The following is a 19231-nucleotide window of genomic DNA, read 5'->3' as shown; positions in this document are numbered from 1 at the left end:
CAACTATATACTTCAATTACCAATTCCCAATTCCCAATTACCAATTACCAATTACCAATTACCAATTCCCAATTCCCAATTACCAATTCCCAATTCCCAATTCCCAATCTAACTATACTGTTCTTCTGCATCTAGATTGAATAATTTTTGCAGAGTTTGCATACAGTGTCGTCTCGCTTCTACATCTTGCTGCGCTCTCAACTGCACCATTGGGTCGTGTAATATTTTATTAACTATTCCTCGCGTTAGGGCTTCGATGACTTCTTGATGTTTTTCGCCGAATTCCGAACCCAACCTCGATAAAGCTTTCTCTAATTCTTGTTCGCGAATAGTTTCAATTTTGTTTCGCAAAGAACTAATTGTGGAAACCGTTTCGAGACTGCGCCACCAAATATCAAAAGCTTCTACTTCTTGTTCTAAAATAGATACAGCTTCCTGAGCCATTTGACGACGGCTTTCTTGATTTTGTGCGACTACCGCTTTCAAGTCGTCTACATTAAATGCTTGTACGTTGTTTAGCTCGTTGACATTTGAATCAACGTTGCGCGGTACGGAAATGTCAAACAACATCAAAGGACGAGTAGGTTCTAAAATTAATTCTAATTTACTGCGGTCAAGTATTGGTTCCGTTGCCGAAGTACTAGTAAATATTAAATCGCTGACGTTAATTACTTGCATCATTTTGTCCAAAGTTTCAATCTGGATGTTACAAGCGCTAAATTGTTTTGCTAATTCCTCTGCTTTTGCTATAGAACGATTGAGAATACAAATTTCTCCCGCACCTTTTGAAACCAAATGTTGTACTAGTAAACGCGACATTTTTCCCGCACCAACGATCGCGACTCGAACTGCGGCTAAATTTTGTACTTTCATCTGCGCTAGTTCCACCGCTGCGGAACTGATGGAAACCGCACCAGTTCCAATACTAGTTTCGCTACGTACCCGCTTACCAGCAGTTATGGCTTGTTTAAATAATTTATTGAGAACTGTTTTAATACCTTTGTATTGCTGACCAATTTTATGAGTGGTTTTCACCTGAGCCATAATTTGACCTTCTCCGAGTACTAAGCTATCTAAACCAGCTGAAACTCGCATCAAATGCATGACCGCATCTTCATGTAGCAAAATAAACAGATGAGGTCTCAGAGACATTACAGGTAATTTGCTATGCTCCGAGAGAAACTGAGTTACTTCTCGGATACCTTGCTCGCTTTCTTGAGTAACGATATAAATTTCCAAGCGGTTACAAGTGCTGAGAACTGTAACTTCTTCAATACTCGGATAGCTTAACAGGTGAGCAATTGCCCCTTCAGTTTGTGGTTCGGGAATGCTAAGTTTTTCTCGAATTTCGACTGGGGCTGTTTTGTGACTTAACCCTACTACTGCTATATGCATTACTTAAAATGGTAATTACTAACTATTTATTGATAATTGATAAAAAAGGTTAAAGGTTAGAGGTTAGAGGTTAGAGGTTAAAGGTTTAACAATTCCGATTTCCGGTGGTTCTAACTCAAAACTCAAAACTCAAAACTCCTAACTCCTAACTCAAAACTCAAAACTCAAAACTCCTAACTCTTAACTCAAAACTCCTAACTCTTAACTTTTTACTTAAGATTTAGGGTTTGTGGACTATCGAACATATGAATAGTATCGACAAACCGGGCTGTTTTGGATTGGCTAGAAATTACTAAGCTTTGAGTTCTAGCACCTCCGTGGAAGAAACGAACTCCCTCCATTAAGGTTCCGGGAGTAATACCGCAAGCTGCGAAGAGTACATTTTGACCGCAAGCTAGTTCTTCAGCGTTGTAACATTTATCTGGGTCATTAATACCCATTTCTTTGAGTCTGGCAAGATTACCTTCTCTGCTTTCGCCAATTAAACCTGTTTGCACTACTTCTGGATCGTAGATCAATTGTCCTTGGAAGTGACCGCCCAAGCAACGCATTGCAGCAGCAGAAATTACACCTTCGGGAGCCGCACCAATACCCATTAGTGCATGAATATTAGTTCCGGAAAAACCGCAGGAAATAGCCGCAGAAACGTCACCGTCGCTAATTAAGCGTACTCTTGCACCAGCAGCGCGAATTTCGGCAATTAATTCTTTGTGACGGGGACGATCCATCACTACTACTACTAATTCTTCAACGGAACGATTCAAACATTCCGATAGAATTTTCAGGTTTTCGGTGGCAGATTTATTGATATCGACTTTACCCCGTGCTTGTGCTGGTGCTGCTAGCTTTTTCATATAAAAGTCGGGTGCTGCAAATAACCCACCTTTTTCCGAAATTGCCAATACAGCCATAGAGCCATTTTGACCATATGCTACTAGGTTAGTACCTTCACAAGGGTCAACTGCAATATCAATCTCAACTAATTCATCGGGGTTACAGTAATTTTTAGCATCTTCACGAGTACAAATTCCCACTTCTTCACCAATGTAAAGCATGGGAGCTTCATCCCGTTCCCCTTCTCCAATTACAATGCGTCCGCGCATATAGATTTTGTTCATTCTTTCCCGCATAGCTTCTACAGCCACTTGATCTGCGGTATTCTTCTCACCTTTACCCATCCACCGAGAACTAGCGATCGCCGCTTGCTCTACGACTTCAATAATTTCTAACCCAAGAGTATTTTCCACGAAGTCTGCCCTCTCAATTGCTTGGCCATTCGCGGTAGAATGCGAATTGCGATATCAGTTATTAAGTCTACCAAAGGGCGTATACCCGTGGAAATCTATCTTGACTAGGGTTTGTGTTAAGTTTTGCTGCTTAAAAGTGAAAGTGGCTGGTGGAAGGTTTGCTGTGCTGACTATATTTACTCAGTATTTTAGCTATTTTCGCTAAAATTTCTTTACCTGGATTTCTCACAAATAAGTGGTAAGCGTTAAGTGATGGATTGATTTTTCCACTCCTCACGCCCGTAAATTTTATGGTCTGTACGCTCCGCGTGTCCGTCAGGTCATAGCCCCCGGATTTATCCGTGGATGTCCTGATTGTAGGCAATGTTGAAGCACCATTATTTTATTTATGGGGCAATAATTACGTTACTAAAGCCGAGTCGTGCCGCGCTGAACGCGCAGCGTCTCCCGGAGGGAGATATTACGTAGCGAAGCGTCACCCGGAGGGTGATATTACGAATTACGAATTATATTCACTCCTCACCCCTCACTCCTCACTCCTAACTCCTCACTCCTAACTACTACTTCCAACTTCCTTCTTGTTTGTGAGAAATGCGGGTTTAGAACTTACCCTGCATAAACCCGGTTCATAGACAAAATTTTGGTTTTTAGCACCAGATACCGATGAGTCCTATATTTAAGTTATTAGCTGTTAAATAGCCTTAAATAAGATCATGTTCGACTTTCTTAACTCTTTTTTAGGTCGCCATCCCGAACAAATCAAAGCAAACGTAGAAATTTATACTTGGCAGACTTGCCCTTACTGTATTCGTGCAAAAATGCTTTTATGGTGGAAAGGCGTTAAATTTACTGAATATAAAATTGATGGAGACGCAACAGCCAGAACTGCAATGGCTGAACGTGCCAATGGACGACGTACAGTACCGCAAATTTTCATTAATAATCAACACGTTGGCGGTTGCGATGATTTGTATCAATTAGATACTCAAGGTCAACTTGATCCGATGTTGAATCAACCAGTTAACAGTTGACAGTTAACAGTTGACAGTTGATGGTTAATAATTTTGATGAATTACATTTGGTGCATGAGGCTGATTATCTTAGGACTTAGCAAAAAGGCACATTTTTGACTCTACAACTAACCACCAACTACTATCAACTCTCAAGTGTCAACTAGTAGTCCACCAAGGGAACTTTGTCTGGGGTTTATGCAATTTACTACTCACTACTCCCCTCTCCCCATCACTACTCCCTACTCCCTACTCATTAAGAATATGTTAAGTAGCTATTCCGAATATCTGATACACAGAAAGTGGATGGAGCAAGCATTAAAGCTTTCGGAATCGGCTGGAGAAGCAGGTGAAGTTCCTGTGGGCGCTGTTATTATTGATTCATCTGAAAATGCAATTGCTTTATGTGAAAATAGAAAACAACGCGACAATGACCCTACCGCTCATGCGGAAATCCTCGCTATACGTGAAGCAACGCGCAGGTTACAAAATTGGCGATTACATGAATGTACTCTCTACGTTACTCTCGAACCTTGTCCGATGTGTGCTGGTGCCATTGTCCAAGCCCGTGTAGGTTTACTAATATATGGAGTAGATGACCCGAAAACTGGGGCGATTCGCACAGTTGCCAACATTCCTGATAGTGCGGCTTCTAATCACCGTTTGCGTGTAATTGGAGGCATTTTAGAATCTGAGTGTCGCCAACAGTTACAAATTTGGTTTGCTAATCGGCGACATAGAAAAGCTTAAAGGACAGAGGTAAAACTGTCCAGTTAGTGCTACAAAAATCGGGGCAGAAAATCTACGGTGTTACTAATCAAGAATTGTTTACATTTTGATTCACTCAATATTCAGCAGCCACCGTGATGATGGAATTTGATTCAATATTTGATACCGGCAGACGAAAAATAGCCAATGGTAAATTTTGTACTAAATTGGCTGATGCTGATTCGCGAATTTCTCCTTGGTTAAGTTCTTTAACTTACCTATTGGCAGGAAATATACTTTTGCCTTTGTATTTCAGCCAAATCACAATTACAGGACAGGAAAATTTACCTAAAAGTGGTCCTGTAATCTTGGCTCCTACCCATAAAGCCCGTTGGGATTCGCTGCTTTTACCTTATGCAACCGGACGATATATTACCGGAAGAGATTTGCGTTTTATGGTTACAAGTACCGAATGTCAAGGCTTTCAAGGCTGGTTTGTGCGGCGTTTAGGAGGATTCCCCATAAATGCAAAACGTCCTTCAATTACAACTCTTCGTCATACCGTTGAATTGCTTCTACGCGGTGAAATGTTAGTTATTTATCCTGAAGGCGGTATTTTTCGCGATAATGAAGTTCACCTGCTCAAACCAGGAATTGCTCGTTTGGCAATGAGCGCTGAATCATCTCATCCCGGTTTAGGAGTGAAAATTGTACCTATTTGTTTCAATTACAGTCACCCTTATCCAAGTTGGGGTGCGGATGTGACCATTAGCATCGGTTCACCAATCAAAGTTTCTGACTATGCTCAAGGCTGCATAAAGCAAGATGCGAAAAGTCTTACAGATGATTTGCATCATGCACTTCAACAACTTAACTATCAATATGATGATTTAGCTAGTAGTGGTTTTGTACACATAGAAAGTTAGTTGATAGTTGTTAATTGTTGAGCCATGCCAAGGAAATTATTGTTAACTGTTAACTGTTAAAATCAGTTGCCAATTCTTTAATTTGCCTGTATCTTGTGGCGCTGTGTCAATAATCCATAATTGCCAATTTCCTTTGGCTGACTGCCATAGTAAATTTTTTAAAATTGGATGGGTTTGTACTGAGTAAGTGGTTTGTAATTCTTGACGACGACCTAAAGTACGGCTTTGTAATAATACCCTTTGATTGTTTGGGGCAATCAAATAAATTTCTAAATCGCTTAAAAATTCATGGCTGATGTTAACGCTAACTTGGATATCGCGGACGTTGCTAGACTCGGATATCATAATCGGGCTTTTTACGCCTTGTTGATAATTATCGGGAATTGATAATACTGCATTATTACGTCCTACTATATTTTTCGTTGCGAACGCGGCATTTTTTTGCAGTTTATGCGCTGCTTTCACGGCATTTTCAGCGTTAACTTTACCGTAACCAAACCATTGGGAATGACCATTATCATCGTAACTGCCGTAACGCAAACCTAATTGTGGATCGGGTTCTAAATCAACTATTTTATCTGCGGTTTCTTCAAGTATGCGTTTTACTTGCTGGGTTGTTAAGTCAGGATTCGCTGACAAAACCAGTGCTGCAACTCCAGCAACTACCGGAGTAGCGGCAGAAGTGCCACCAAAATAAGGGGTAAAATCATCTTTGCTATAACCTGCGGCTCCTAATTGATCAGTCGTGAACATTCCCTTTCCAGGAAGTGAAGCTGCAATTGCTGGCTGAGTATAAATAAAACCAGTTTGTTCAAACCACATTCCCGGTTGAGCGTTATTGCTAGGAGCGCATATGGAAATATTACTACCCCAATTGCTGTAGGCGGCTTTTTTATTCAAACTGGTGGATGCGGAAACAGTAATTACATCTGGATGTACCGCAAAACCACTGAGCCATCGCGTTTTACCTGTGACTATATCTTTAACCCAGCCACTCTCATATACGGTAGCGTTAATAGGACGATTGGCATTACCGGCAGCAAATAGAATTACACAACCCTTACCATTGCGTCCTTTCGTAGCAGCGCGAGTAATAGCAGCTCGTTGACGTAAAGAAAGAGGGAAATATACCGCAGAAGCTCCCCAACTGCAAGAAATTACACTTGCTCCTTTTTGAAGCGCCCAATCAAAAATTGCTTCAATAGATTCATCATCCAAAAAACCACTAGTACGAATCGGCATAAATGCACAGCCGGGAGCAACTCCAGCAATTCCCGTACCATTTTCAGACGCGATCGCGATTCCCGCACAAGCAGTACCGTGACTTGGTTGTTCTTGTGTGGGTAAAGGTAAAAAATCTTTATCTTTTAAATTTAACGGAGCGACTATTTTTCCACTACCCATAAAATCGGGATGATTCAAATCAAAAGAATCATCTACCACCGCAACAACAACCGAAGGAACTCCTCGTGTAATATCCCAAGCTTTTTCAACTGAAATATGTGAACCATGAGCCAATTGATTGCCACCATTGTGATTGAGATACCATTGTTGAAAATAAAGCGGGTCGCGAGGTTTGTAATAAGATTCTTGACGGATAATAATATTAGGTTCGCTAGCTAAAATTTCAGATAATCTTTGTAACTGATTAGCAATTTTGATCGGATTTTGTGTAGCTTGTTGACCGACAATAAATACAAAAGTATTAGGAAGACCATCAACAGGTTTGTCAAGAACTAAACCAAACTTTACAGCGATCGAGTTAATTTTGGTATTATCGACCCAAGAAGCAAATTGAATCGTCATTTGGTCGCTCAGATAAACTGAGGTGCCAGGATTACCTTTAATTTGGTAAACATGGCTAGCAAAAGCAACATTTGTCGAACTGCGTGCTTGGGACATTGCCATCTCTAACTTAGTAGAAGCAACCCTGAATAATTCTAAACGGGAAGTAGGAATACTACTACGCCAACTACCTAACAAATTTCTAGCTAATTGTGGAACCGGAATATTAGTGTTACTACGAACTGTAAAACGGTCTGGAACCTTCTCTAAAACTAATTCTTCACCACCGCGTTGTATAATCATTCCTAAACTACTAGTTGGTATATCCGACGGAAAATTTTCTGGAGAGTTGGCATTCGTACTCATGACAGCTATTTTCGTGACTTTAATGTCTGTGGGAACTCAGTTGATTTGATTTTCAGTCTAAATCAAAGACAAGAGTGTATGTAGCTTTGCTTTGTTTTCATCGCAAAACAGAGTTAAGATACCCTTCAGTTCTATCCCCGTTCTGTTTAGTTGTCCCAAGTATTTATCCCCATGAAATTTGCTCTAACTGTTCCCAATATTAGTCTTGCTTTACTATCGGTAATAGCAAGTTTTAGCCTGGTATCACCTGCCTTAGCTCAGGTGAAACTACCCACTCGTAGCACGCAAGTACAACCTGTACAACCTGTAGAACCTATAGAACCAGATGGTATTGATACAATAAGTCCCACCGGACAAACAAGTAGTGTTTTAAGCCTTGACGGTGGAAAGCGTTTGATGTCGGAGGCTGGTAATGCTGTTTCCTCGCAAAATTACGCTTTAGCCGAGACTAAACTCAAGGAAGCACGTTTAGTTTTCAATCAGCTATCAAACTTCTATCAGCAACTAAACTCTAGTTTTGCCGGAATAGACAATAGAGTTGCTGATTCCCAGCGTCAGAAAGCTTTATCTGCCGCTCAAATGCGAGACGAAGCTACCTATCAGTTAGCATTAGTAAACAGAGCGCAAAATAAACCAGAATTAGCTGTACCTTTGTTAGTACAAATTATCAAAAGTCAGAATCCCAGCAGAGAGTTAGGCAAAAAAGCTTATCAACAATTGTTTGAATTGGGTTTTGTTGATTCTCCTTATCCTAGAAGTGGTGGTAACGCTTCCTCACCGAAAAAATAACTAAGTTTTTTATACTCACGATAAAATCATTAAATATACCACCGTTAAATTTTAAAAATTTTGGCGGTGGCTTTTGAATTTCTGGTGCTAGGATTAAATTATCTACAATTCTTCAAGTATTTAGCTAATTGATTTGTAAATGAATAATTGATTACTACTGTCTGAAATTGTTGAAAATTTGTACATAATATATAGAGTGTAGAAAAATAAATTAATTTGTAGGGATTGCGATGATAAGTCCGCAACAAGTAGAAGAAATGATAAAGGCACAAATGCCAGATGCTCAGATTCAAGTACAAGACTTGACCGGCGGTGGTGACCATTATCAAGTAAGTGTAGTTTCATCGCAATTCGCAGGCAAGGGACTAGTACAACAACATCAGTTGGTGTACGCTGCGTTGAAACAAGCTATGTCTACCGAAGCTATTCACGCTTTAGCACTCAAAACATACACTCCCGAAGCTTGGGAAACAACAGCCGCTTTATAACCATTAATCATGGGTTATAAGTGATGAGTTACTGCTGAAGAAATCAATTAACATTTCCAGTCAGGTTATCTAAATTACTAACCATCAGCTTCTAACTTAAAATGCCGGTCAACGAGCTAAAATACCATAATCAAAGGGAAACATCATGACACCAGAAGTTAAAGAAAGAATTGATAACTTAGTACAGCAAAACAAAATCATGGTTTTCATGAAAGGAAGCAAGTTAATGCCTATGTGCGGCTTCTCTAACAATGTTGTGCAAATTATCAACACTTTGGGAGTCCCCTACGAGACTTTTGACATTCTCGAAGATGCAGAAATCCGTCAAGGTATCAAGGAATATTCAAACTGGCCAACAATTCCCCAGGTGTACATAAATGGTGAATTCGTTGGTGGAAGCGATATTCTGATTGAACTTTACCAAAAAGGTGATTTACAGCAAATGGTTGAAGTCGCAATGGCTTCTTAGGAAAAGGGAACAGGGAATAAGGAGCAGGGAACCCCTAACTCCTAACCCCTAACTCCTAACTCCTAACTCCTAACTCCTAACTCCTATCGCTCCGCAACAGCGCGAGCAAAAAAAATCCCCTCACGGACTTTCTGGGATAACCAACCAAACAAGTGAGGGGAAAATTTATTTTAATTGCTACAAAACATTTACAAAAAATCGCACCGCTGCTACAGTTGACACTCACAGATAGAGTGTTATAATGATTTGCGTTGAGCAGTAATTACTATTAACTGACTCGCAAAGCTTATTAATAGTAATCTGGCTCTGGCTCTGGTTGAGTCACCGCGAAATTAGAACCATCAAACAAGAAGCGAGTAGCTTCTTCTTCTAGACGATGAATTAAGTAAGGTTCAATACTGTTACTAGTCCTTAATGCGGCTAAGTAACCATCAAGGTAAATCCGCATATCATCTGTACGATAACCGCGATTCCAGAGTTCGATGAAGGCATCGGTTAGTATTTGATAGTAGCGGATTGTTCGTGCGTCTTGGAGCATAATGCAAGAAAGAACTATTAGAGGGTTGGAATGAGAATTGTAAATGATTCCAGTTCAAATGTGAAGTATTACTTTTAGATGACCATGAATCACAAGCTAATAAAACTTGCTTAAAAATTGATCTTGCCACGACCTCTACATATATCCTATTCGTTTATAGGCTTAATGTGATGAGTAAATAAGCGGCTGTTATATTTTTTGAACATTATTAATTACAAGTTAATTACAAATTACACAAAAAACGCTTTTCCCTATCTGATAAGCAAAATCTACTTTCTTTTCACCATAAAACACTTGTGGAGATTTTTTTTAAGTGTAGCTTGTTGAGTGAGATTTGAAGGCAACTAAACATCAATAACAAAACAAAGCGGTTAAAAAATATTTTAAATAAGTATAACAAAAATTGAAAATTGTTACCAACCGCACCAATGATATTGTAAAAGAGGTAACAAAATAATATGCTGCAAACTAAAAAAAAGAATAAATGTCAAGCAAATACGAATGGGAGTAACAACGGTTACAAAACTAAGGCTATAAGCTTTGTTACCTTGAATGTCATGCTCGAATGAGGGGTTTTGCCACCGTGGGTTCAGTTTGTATTGAAATTATTGAGGGGAATCCCCATTTAAGGTCGCTGCTCGGTTGGCACTTACAACAACTGGACTATAGGGTATTCCAGGCTGCTAGCATTTATCAAGCAAGAGAAGCCTTTTTGACTCATCAACCAACATTAGTGATTCTTGATGCTGACTTGCCTGATAGTGATGGAATCGAGTTTTGCCGTTGGTTACATCGTCAGCAACAGCCTTTGATTTTAATGCTCTCTGCGCGAAGTAATGAAGCTGATGTTGTTACGGGTTTGAAAGCTGGTGCCGATGATTATTTAAGTAAACCTTTTGGGATGCAAGAATTTTTAGCACGGGTAGAAGCGCTTGTTCGTCGTAAACGCACTCCTGTAGCTCCAGCTTATCTGGATTACGGTGCTTTACAAATAGACTTAATACAACGTCGCGTCCGTTTTAAAGGTGAATTTATTGATTTAACACCCCAGGAATTTAGCTTGCTCTACGTTTTAGCGCAAGCTGCTGGAATGCCTCTTTCCCGTTCAGAACTACTGCGTCGTGCTTGGCCAGATGCTATAGACAATCCGCGCACAATTGATACACACGTATTATCGCTGCGAAAAAAAGTTGAGTTAGATCCGCGTCAACCGAGTCTAATTCAAACCATCCGCAACGTAGGATACAGATTTAACATAGAAATGCTCAATACAAATGTTTCTCAAAATATATCTCACAATTCTGCTAAATTAAACCAAAATCAACAATCTAAAAATCAATTTACCACTCAACATTCTACTATTGCTTCTGGGAGATGAGCAGTTATCAGTTATCAGTTATCAGTTAACAGTTAACAGTTAGTTGAGTGATTGGTAATGATCGTGTTCCCTTTAACCTTTAACTTTTGACCTTTAACTTTTGACCTTTGACCTTTAACTTTTGACCTTTAAAATTCAAAATCATCGTCGGTTTCTGCTTCTTTTAAGTTTTGTTGCAAATTCTCCCAGTTTATTTGACAAGCTGTCTGATTTGTGATTAAACGACCTTGTTGTAGGTATAAAAGCTGTGTACAAAACATTTTGGCTATGTTTAGCTGGTGATTTACCATCACAATTGTAGTCTGATGCTTTTCGTATACCTGATTTAAAACTTCTATGACCCGTTGGGCGGTAACTAAATCTAAACTAGAGGTTGGTTCATCTAGCAGTAAAATTTTTGGCTGGATGACTAAACCTCTGGCAAGATTTACTAACTGTCTCTGTCCGGTGGAAAGCTGTACTTCCGTTCTACCCAACCAATCATTAGGAATATGCAGCTGTTCCATCCAATAGCTTAAACGTTCCTCAATCTGAGGTTTAGACAAATTTCGTAGCCTTAAAGGATATATCAGAGCATCTTTGACACTCATTCCTAAAAGCTTTGTTTCTTGAGCTACAAGGGTTATGGATTGGCGTAATTCTAGTACGGGAATTTGGCGATACTCCCGATTTTCTAGATAAATTTTACCGCTTGTAGGTTCCCATAAACGATTTAAAAGACGCAATAAATAAGATTTACCCGCTCCAGTTGGTCCGACAATCGCAACGCGATCGCCTTGATAAATCTCAACGGAAATATCCTGTAATATCTGATATTCCGGCAATTTATGCTTGGTTTGCGTTGTCAGCGTTTCTACTAAACTGACTTGTTCTAATCGTAGTTGGATTGGTTGCTTGCTCTCCAAATTTAAAACCTTTTACTTTTAATTCACCTTTATCGAGTTAATATCTAAAATACTATTTTGAACTAAAATATAACTCGTTATTTTACTCGTGAACGATTCAACTATATCTTGTTTACCCGTTTGGATGGATATCTGGGAAGAAACTCTTAACTGGAAACCATCTCTTGAGCAGCAAGAACTGTTTCAATGTCTATATAAGTTAATTGTTGAGGGGAACCGTCAGCTAAATTTAACCCGTATTACTGACCCTGAAGATTTTTGGGAAAAACATTTGTGGGATTCTTTACGAGGAATCAAGTTTTTAATTTCAGCAGAGGGTATAGAGACAAAAAAAATTAAGATTATTGACTTAGGAACGGGTGCGGGTTTTCCTGGGATTCCGGTAGCTATAATTATCAAAAATTGTACTGTTAATCTTGTTGATTCTACAAAGAAAAAAATTAATTTTATAGATAGTATTTTGCCTGCGCTTGATTTAAAAAATGTGAAAGCGACTACTTGTAGAGCAGAAGAAATTGGTAGAGATAGTCAGCACCGAGAAACTTATGATATGGCATTGATTCGTGCTGTAGCTTCTGTTTCAGCTTGTGCAGAATATACTTTACCATTATTGAAACAAGGGGGATTAGCTGTAATTTACCGGGGTAATTTAACGGACGAAGAAATTAGTCAGATAGAAAATGCCGTAGAGCAGTTGGGTGGAGTCATAGAATCAATCGAACAATTTAATACACCAATTAGTAACAGCGATCGCCATTGTTTATATGTACGAAAAGTAGCAAGTACACCCGCAAAGTTTCCTCGTGGGATTGGTGTACCTGTTCAGCGTCCGCTTTAAGGAGTTAGTACTACCGGAGTTATTAATTATTAATTGCTGTGTATATCAAATGACAAGTGTTTTGGGAATATTCTTGAGATAATTAAAGATAAGGACTATAAAGTTTTTACGGATAAATTGTAGCTGGGAAGCAATATTAAAAAGCCATGAGTGAAACAAATCAAGTTAAAATAACCGATAAAACGAGTAAAAATTCGGCATTTTCCCAAGTTAAAAAAATTCTGATTGGTATTGTAGTTGCGACTATTGCCGGTGCAGCTTTATACGGTGCTGGTTGGTTTCAAGCACGTTCTCAATTTTCTGCAAATGATGAGAAAATTCAGTTAGAGTCAGAATTACAGCAAACAAAAGAACAGTTAACTACAGCAAAAAACCGGGCTTATTTGATGGAAGCTCGCGGTGATTTGTATGATACTACAGTTAATTTAGATTCGCGTAACTTTGGTGTAGCAAATACTCGTTTAGAAGAAGCAGCAGCAGCTTTAAGTAAAGTCTCTGATGTTAATGGTAGTTTAAATATCACTAAAATTAAAGAACTACAACAAGCTATTTCTAAAAAGAATATTAACGTTGCGGTTAATTTAGAACAACAGCGTAATACAGTTTTGAGCTATATCAACGTGTTAAATCAGTTGATTCCTGCTGAAGAAAATTTAACAATTCCCGGCTCTTCCGAGTCACCCAATTAGTAAAGGCTGTATTTTAGATCGATTCTGCTTGAATCAGAATGACTCTATGAGTCTAATAACTTTGCGCTTTTCCGCGTTTACCTGATTAGTGACTCTGCATTAAAAATGTATTATTGAGATGCCAACAGATGTGATATTAAACAGTTATTTTCTGGGAATTTTCAACCAGGAAAAATCATAATTTAGTCCTTTTAAGAGGACTTTCGCGATGAGAGGGGGACTTATCTCCCCGACGAACTTAAATTAAAAAAAACTTAACTCTAGAAAGAAGAAGTCTTCTTAATAAAAGGATATTACTAATTTGGTACAGTTATCGTTGCACAAAAATGTCAGTTGAAGATTTAGGAGTAAATCATATTGAAATTTGTATCTGAGCCTACAATTGCCGATAAAATTCGTAAGATGAAGCAGCGAGTTAAGTGGGGAGACTCCGCGATCGCACAACGAAATATCGATCAAACTAGTTTGGTTATCGATGATGGAAAAGCCGACGATGTCGAATTTTCCTTTCTGGTAGTAGGTGATAGCGGCACTGGCTCGCACCGGGGACACAGCCCGATGAGAAAGGTTGCAGAATTAATGCTACCCTATCATCAAGAATGCCGATTTATGCTGCATACGGGTGACGTTGTTTATCAAGTGGGTTCAAGCGAATACTATCCGAAAAACTTCATCAAACCCTATCGAGAATTTATTATCGGTGGCGAAAATTACAAAAAAATTCCCTACGATGAAATGGTATTTAAACTGCCGATTTTACCCGTACTGGGAAACCACGATTACTACGACATCCCGATTGTATTTGGCTTAATATTCGCAACAACCTTACCATTTCGCCGCTTCATTCCCTCAAAGTTGGATATTGAAGTTGGTAGACACGGTTCCTACAAAGGTGATGCATTTGCACGAGCATTTTTAGATTATTTGAGTCGGTTTAAACTTCCAGGTGAATTAGCGCGGCATTTGGATGAATACTATACCGCGAAAACAGATACAGGAAAATGTCTTCGCTATGTACCGGGGCAATTTACCCGTCTTCCCAATCGTTACTATACCTTTCGCTATGGCGGAATTGATTTTTTTGCTTTAGATTCCAATACTCTTAATGATCCGCTTCCTTTACCAGATACAAAGGAAGGATATGCTTATCGCTTATCACTGCAAAAAAGACGCAATCAATTAGAACAAGAGCAAGAAGAAATTAGGCAAACTTCCGAAAAGTTAAATACCAATAACCCCAGCGAAGCAGAGCAAATTGATGATTTACAATCTAAGCTGTCGCAAATTGAGGAAATAATTGTTGATATTGACAAGCAATTGTATAGCCCTAGAATTACTGTCACTGATATCGAACAACTCGAATGGTTCAAGCTGCGTTTAATTGAATCTTGGAATACCTCCGATGTCCGAGGACGAGTAGTTTATTTTCATCATCCTCCCTACGTTACTGAAGCTACAAAATGGGAGCAAGCGCAAACCCTCGCAGTTCGTAGCCGTATCCGTAACGTACTCAATGCAGTTGCTCAAGAGGTTAAGTCCTTAACTCAAGGTCGTCCCATAGTCGATTTAGTTTTGAACGGACACGCTCACTGCATGGAACATATCAAAACATTAGATACAGGTAACGCTGACTCTAACATCAACTGGATTGTTTGCGGTGGCAGCGGACATAGCTTACGACGACAACGACCAGAAGGAGCAGATTTATGGGAAAATTTATCAATAAACGGTGAAGATAAATCTAAATTAGTGGCGCGATCGCAACTTTTTATCGGTCGTAACGGTTCTGGTTCTCATAAACGAAGACCATATTCAGGGCTTCGGATTGATGTAAAAGAAGGCTTCCCACCCAAGTTCGTTGTCAAACCTTTAGTTGTGGAACGATATCAAAATGAATGGTATCAGCCGGAAACTGAATCATTTACGATTTAAATTCACCAAAATATATATTAGGTAATGGGTAATGGGTAATGGGTAATGGGTAATGGGTAATGGCTATGAATAACCGTGAGCAACAAATTTATTATTTCTTAGGAATTACATAGACAACTATGAACCATTATCCCCATTTTAATCACAGATTAAAAAGGATTACACGGATTTTTATTACCAATTACCAATCCCCAATTACCCATTACCAATTACCAATTACCAATTACCAATTCCCTTAAATAATCCCTGGTCCTTTACCTCGTTTGTCAGCATCCATTGTCAAATCACCTTCACTATCTTCATTAACTTCTTCAAGCTCTTCTGCACGTTGTGCGGCTTCTTCCTCTGCTTGTTGTGTTGCGTCACCGGGTTCTTCGTAGTACATTTCCGGCTCAACTGCATAATTATTTAACAAGCCTTCTTGATCCACGGTATAACCTTCAGTTGTGTCTAAACTTTGGTCTTCTTCTTTATCAGGAGTTGTTTTATAATTTTCTTTTTCTCTTTCTCGACGAGCCGCAGTTTCAGCAGGAACTATACCTCGATCATATTGTTCTCTTTGAACACGATCGGATGAATCTACCGCTTTATTTTTGTTATCAGCCATTGTTTTTAATCCTCGTTAAATAGTTTATTAATTAACTTATGAAACTAGATTAGGTTAACAGATGGCAAAGAATATACTATCGTTAGAAGTGACTTAGCTTAAATACTGATTAATTTTTCTCTATCTCCAGATATAATTATAAGTAAAAATTATTAATACATTGGGATGAATTTGTTAGTAAAAGTAAGTTAGGGGAATATTTTCCAAGTTTTTATAATTTCAAGATATTGCCATTTCATATCAATCGGAAAATTTAACATTAAAAAAACTCGGTTTCTGGAAGAAACCGGGTTCGCACAATTATTACAAATAAATGAGTAAGAAACTTTTACAGAAGCTGTATAAGAATTTAGTTCAAAGTTTCTGTTGTGTTTTTGCCCGTAATTTCTCTCTTAAATGATGCAATTTCAGCGGCTAATTCTTTTCGGGTTGGTGCTTTGAGTAGATAGCGGAAAACAAACCAACCAGTGTATCCAATACCAATTAATTCAAAAATCGGAGATACTAAAGGAATATCGTTTACCGCAGCCAACATTGCTAAGGCTACTCTCAATATAACGAAAGATGCCAAGAACACGGCAAGTGCAATAATTGGTGTCTTGTATGCACTGTAAAACTTATTTAAATCTTGAGGAATTTCTGCTAAAAATTGAGATATTTTTGCACCGATCATTTGCAATTGATCGGGTTCTTCAGCAGGTGGTAACTTAGCCAAAGTTTGGGAATTAGTACCATCTAACGCTGGCATCTCATTTTGTAGAGCAGTATTAACGTTTTGTGGCTCTTTGTATTCTGTCTCCATTTGTTCTCCTTACTTTGATAAATTTAATAACGTTTCTGAAATTTCTTTGACTGCTTAAAATATTTGATTTTGCGGTATCAGTCTTTTCCTACATATCACCATATTTACTTTATCCTATGAGAAAAAACACTTATTTGTTAATTTATTGTTACTTTCCTTTTTGCCAGATAAAAGTGTTTGTTATGGGTTGTAAGGTATAAGGCATCGGAATAGGGCATTCAACAAGCAAAGAAAATAATTTATCTACATTTATCTAGATTTTTTAGATCATGTACATAATTTATTTTAATTGATGTCCGCTTACTTTATTTCTACATTTACCAACGGATTATTCATCAACCTCTTGGAACATTATTTTTATCTATCAAGAGATACAGTTAGTTCATAAGTTCTATCCCAAAAGTCCCTTTCCTTATCCTCCTTCATGGCATAACTGTACCAGTAAGATTGGCACCATCAAGCTTTGCACCGTTGAGGTTGGCTTTTTGCAGGTTTGCATTACCAAGATTTGCACCTCTCAAGTCAGCGTTGTTTAGATTAGCATTTCTCAGATTGGCATCACTGAGATTTGCACCACTGAGATTTGCACCGCTTAAATCAACACCATTCAAATCAGTGTTTTTTAAATTAGCACCACCTAAATTTACCTGACTAAGGTTCATTCCCTGCAAATTTTTTCCTTCCCAATTCACCCCACCAAGGTTTTTAGCCGGTTTATTTTTAGAGTAGGGTGCTGGGATTATTTCTGCCGTATTTTCTTGAGCCGCAGGATTTTCTATTGTTGATGGAGCGGTTGTTTCTACGGGAACTTGTGAATCTAGCGGCAAAATAGATGTATCCGATGTATCCAACGATGAAAGCGGTTTTTCAACACTTTTTAATGCTACATAAATACCCACACCAGCGAAAATAGTAGCTCCGGTGAGTATGGCAGCAAGAGTTAAAAGCAAAGCTTGACGGTGTTTTTGCGGGTGCATTACTAATAGAGTTATACAATTTTAGATTTTGGATTTTGGATTAATTGGGAGTTAGGAAATAGTGTCCTTCAACCATTGTCGTGACAATAGTCACTATATTTTAAGACCTCGATCGCAATATATTGATTCGGTTCTCACTGAGTTTAGAAAAAAGATGAGTTATAACTGAAGCAAAAATACGGATACGTCTATAGTTTGCTCAGGGGAATTATATGTGGGAGAAGCTTTTGGTGTCGATTGGGTTAACATTTACGCTGCATTTATGTATGCAAGTGGGTTTATTCTCTCTTAGTCACAATATCCAAGAAAATATACCAACCGAAACTTTTTGGGTTTTGGCGCAAAAACGCGATCGCTGAATATCAGTTTTGCGTTATTGATTGATAATTACAATAGTTAATAAATATAGCAATTATCGGTTGAAGGAAGTACATTCTACAGCCGAATAACCAAACCTCTCCCCATATCGGGAGAGGCTTAAAATATTAGAGTTTTTACTGAGTATTTTTATCGTGATGGTATTTATTTTTCTAGGTTAAGCTGGGTAGTCAAGAAAATATACTACTATCGAGTTACTCAAAATGAAAAACCAATTCGCGATCGCAATAGTTGTACTTGTTTCGACTTTCAGCTTTAGTACCACAGCCCAAGCAGCAAAATCCGAACACGTTAGACAGTTGTTAGCAACGAAAAATTGTCAGAATTGTGATTTGAGCGGTGCTGGTTTGGTAATGTCGGATTTATCTGGAGCGGATTTACGCGGTGCAAATCTCAGTGGTGCAAATCTGAGTCGTGCAAACTTGAGCGGAGCGGATTTACGTGATGCTGACTTGAGTGGTGCTAGTTTGTTCGGAGCTAATTTGAGCAGTGCTAAACTCAGTGGTGTAAACTTATTAGGTACTGATTTAAGAAATACTTATCTTGTAAATGCACAGTTAACAGATGTCGATGTCAATACAGCTAATTTACAAGGAGCAACTGGAATAAGCTCGCAAATTGCCAATCCAGAACAATTCTATGCTTGGGGTGTAGCTTCAGCAGAAAAAGGAAATTTACAACAAGCAACAGAATATTTCAATCAAGCGATCGCGGTTAAACCCGATTATGCAGGAGCTTATTTAGCTCGCGGTATTGCTCGCTATCATATGTTAGACAGCAAAGGTGCTTTTCAAGATGCTCAAGTTGCCGAAAAACTGTTTACATCCCAGAAAGATACCAATGGATTACAAACAGCACAGGCATTTATTATAGAAATACAAACACCAGTAGAAGGAAAAGTACGTCCAGCTAAACCCACTTTAATGGACTTTGTGGGAAGTCTTGGTTCCGTCTTGCTTGAGTTTTTACCGTTTTAAGTCGGAGGGATGGGGAGAGGGGGAGAT

Annotated in this window: 20 protein-coding genes; 12 read left to right on the top strand and 8 right to left on the bottom strand. The window is 38.7% G+C overall.

The genetic code is table 11. From position 1 onward, the window contains the following. Nucleotides 1-108 precede the first annotated feature (108 nt). Together IQ247_RS25235 and glpX are read right to left on the bottom strand one after the other, a co-directional pair. A complete protein-coding gene (locus IQ247_RS25235) occupies nt 109-1395 on the bottom strand; it encodes a glutamyl-tRNA reductase (protein WP_193924171.1) in 1287 nt (428 codons plus the stop codon). A 209-nt stretch (nt 1396-1604) separates the two neighbouring features. Then, the gene (gene glpX / locus IQ247_RS25230; RefSeq protein ID WP_193924169.1) at nt 1605-2642 is read right to left on the bottom strand and encodes a class II fructose-bisphosphatase; all 1038 of its coding nucleotides are present in this window, start codon (nt 2640-2642) and stop codon (nt 1605-1607) included. A 713-nt stretch (nt 2643-3355) separates the two neighbouring features. On the opposite strand from glpX, the gene grxC reads away from it, so the two are divergent. The 3 genes from grxC (at nt 3356) to IQ247_RS25215 (ending at nt 5286) form a co-directional block, all read left to right on the top strand. Beyond that, a complete protein-coding gene (gene grxC, locus IQ247_RS25225; RefSeq protein WP_193924167.1) occupies nt 3356-3673 on the top strand; it encodes a glutaredoxin 3 in 318 nt (105 codons plus the stop codon). A gap of 243 nt (nt 3674-3916) precedes the next feature. Further along, a complete protein-coding gene (gene tadA / locus IQ247_RS25220) occupies nt 3917-4402 on the top strand; it encodes a tRNA adenosine(34) deaminase TadA (protein ID WP_193924165.1) in 486 nt (161 codons plus the stop codon). A 116-nt stretch (nt 4403-4518) separates the two neighbouring features. Beyond that, complete coding sequence (locus IQ247_RS25215) at nt 4519-5286, top strand: lysophospholipid acyltransferase family protein (RefSeq protein ID WP_193924164.1); 768 nt, start codon at nt 4519-4521, stop codon at nt 5284-5286. A 42-nt stretch (nt 5287-5328) separates the two neighbouring features. On the opposite strand, the gene IQ247_RS25210 is transcribed toward IQ247_RS25215, so the two are convergent. Continuing rightward, complete coding sequence (locus IQ247_RS25210) at nt 5329-7437, bottom strand: S8 family serine peptidase (RefSeq protein WP_193924163.1); 2109 nt, start codon at nt 7435-7437, stop codon at nt 5329-5331. A gap of 171 nt (nt 7438-7608) precedes the next feature. Here IQ247_RS25210 and IQ247_RS25205 point away from each other — a divergent pair, with 171 nt between their 5' ends. The 3 genes from IQ247_RS25205 (at nt 7609) to grxD (ending at nt 9183) form a co-directional block, all read left to right on the top strand. Further along, a complete protein-coding gene (locus IQ247_RS25205) occupies nt 7609-8226 on the top strand; it encodes a hypothetical protein (RefSeq protein WP_193924161.1) in 618 nt (205 codons plus the stop codon). Nucleotides 8227-8456: 230 nt separating this feature from the next. After that, a complete protein-coding gene (locus IQ247_RS25200) occupies nt 8457-8714 on the top strand; it encodes a BolA family protein (RefSeq protein ID WP_193924159.1) in 258 nt (85 codons plus the stop codon). A 145-nt stretch (nt 8715-8859) separates the two neighbouring features. Beyond that, entirely contained in the window at nt 8860-9183 is a 324-nt protein-coding gene (grxD, locus tag IQ247_RS25195; RefSeq protein ID WP_193924157.1) for a Grx4 family monothiol glutaredoxin, read from the top strand. A gap of 289 nt (nt 9184-9472) precedes the next feature. Here grxD and IQ247_RS25190 read toward each other — a convergent pair whose 3' ends face one another. Beyond that, nucleotides 9473-9721, bottom strand: a complete 249-nt coding sequence (locus tag IQ247_RS25190) for a DUF6761 family protein (RefSeq protein ID WP_193924156.1) — start codon at nt 9719-9721, stop codon at nt 9473-9475. Nucleotides 9722-10304: 583 nt separating this feature from the next. On the opposite strand from IQ247_RS25190, the gene IQ247_RS25185 reads away from it, so the two are divergent. Then, nucleotides 10305-11099 (top strand): response regulator transcription factor, encoded by a 795-nt coding sequence (locus IQ247_RS25185; RefSeq protein ID WP_193924175.1) that lies wholly within the window; start codon nt 10305-10307, stop codon nt 11097-11099. Nucleotides 11100-11227: 128 nt separating this feature from the next. Here IQ247_RS25185 and IQ247_RS25180 read toward each other — a convergent pair whose 3' ends face one another. Then, a complete protein-coding gene (locus IQ247_RS25180; protein ID WP_193924155.1) occupies nt 11228-12004 on the bottom strand; it encodes an ABC transporter ATP-binding protein in 777 nt (258 codons plus the stop codon). 88 nt (nt 12005-12092) lie between these two features. Between IQ247_RS25180 and rsmG the strand changes: the two genes are divergently transcribed. The 3 genes from rsmG (at nt 12093) to IQ247_RS25165 (ending at nt 15463) form a co-directional block, all read left to right on the top strand. Beyond that, the gene (gene rsmG / locus IQ247_RS25175) at nt 12093-12842 is read left to right on the top strand and encodes a 16S rRNA (guanine(527)-N(7))-methyltransferase RsmG (RefSeq protein WP_375341249.1); all 750 of its coding nucleotides are present in this window, start codon (nt 12093-12095) and stop codon (nt 12840-12842) included. A 146-nt stretch (nt 12843-12988) separates the two neighbouring features. After that, a complete protein-coding gene (locus IQ247_RS25170; RefSeq protein ID WP_193924152.1) occupies nt 12989-13531 on the top strand; it encodes a hypothetical protein in 543 nt (180 codons plus the stop codon). 357 nt (nt 13532-13888) lie between these two features. After that, a complete protein-coding gene (locus IQ247_RS25165; RefSeq protein WP_193924151.1) occupies nt 13889-15463 on the top strand; it encodes a metallophosphoesterase in 1575 nt (524 codons plus the stop codon). 235 nt (nt 15464-15698) lie between these two features. Here IQ247_RS25165 and IQ247_RS25160 read toward each other — a convergent pair whose 3' ends face one another. From IQ247_RS25160 to IQ247_RS25150, 3 genes are all read right to left on the bottom strand, one after another. Then, nucleotides 15699-16070 carry a hypothetical protein gene (locus tag IQ247_RS25160; RefSeq protein WP_193924150.1) on the bottom strand — a complete coding sequence of 124 codons (372 nt, stop codon included), beginning with the start codon at nt 16068-16070 and terminating at the stop codon, nt 15699-15701. Nucleotides 16071-16419: 349 nt separating this feature from the next. Further along, nucleotides 16420-16872 (bottom strand): CAAD domain-containing protein, encoded by a 453-nt coding sequence (locus IQ247_RS25155; RefSeq protein WP_193924149.1) that lies wholly within the window; start codon nt 16870-16872, stop codon nt 16420-16422. A gap of 422 nt (nt 16873-17294) precedes the next feature. Beyond that, nucleotides 17295-17849 (bottom strand): pentapeptide repeat-containing protein, encoded by a 555-nt coding sequence (locus tag IQ247_RS25150; protein WP_193924148.1) that lies wholly within the window; start codon nt 17847-17849, stop codon nt 17295-17297. A 212-nt stretch (nt 17850-18061) separates the two neighbouring features. Between IQ247_RS25150 and IQ247_RS25145 the strand changes: the two genes are divergently transcribed. Next, nucleotides 18062-18208, top strand: a complete 147-nt coding sequence (locus IQ247_RS25145; protein WP_193924147.1) for a QAALIT motif small membrane protein — start codon at nt 18062-18064, stop codon at nt 18206-18208. Between the two features lie 222 nt (nt 18209-18430). Continuing rightward, entirely contained in the window at nt 18431-19204 is a 774-nt protein-coding gene (locus IQ247_RS25140; protein WP_193924145.1) for a pentapeptide repeat-containing protein, read from the top strand. Nucleotides 19205-19231 lie beyond the last annotated feature (27 nt).

It is taken from the genome of Plectonema cf. radiosum LEGE 06105 (assembly GCF_015207665.1).
In the GTDB taxonomy this organism is placed as follows: Bacteria; Cyanobacteriota; Cyanobacteriia; order Cyanobacteriales; family Nostocaceae; genus Rivularia; species Rivularia radiosa_A.
The sequence above is the reverse complement of the archived record's forward strand: the minus strand, read 5'-3'. Positions and strand labels throughout refer to the sequence as shown.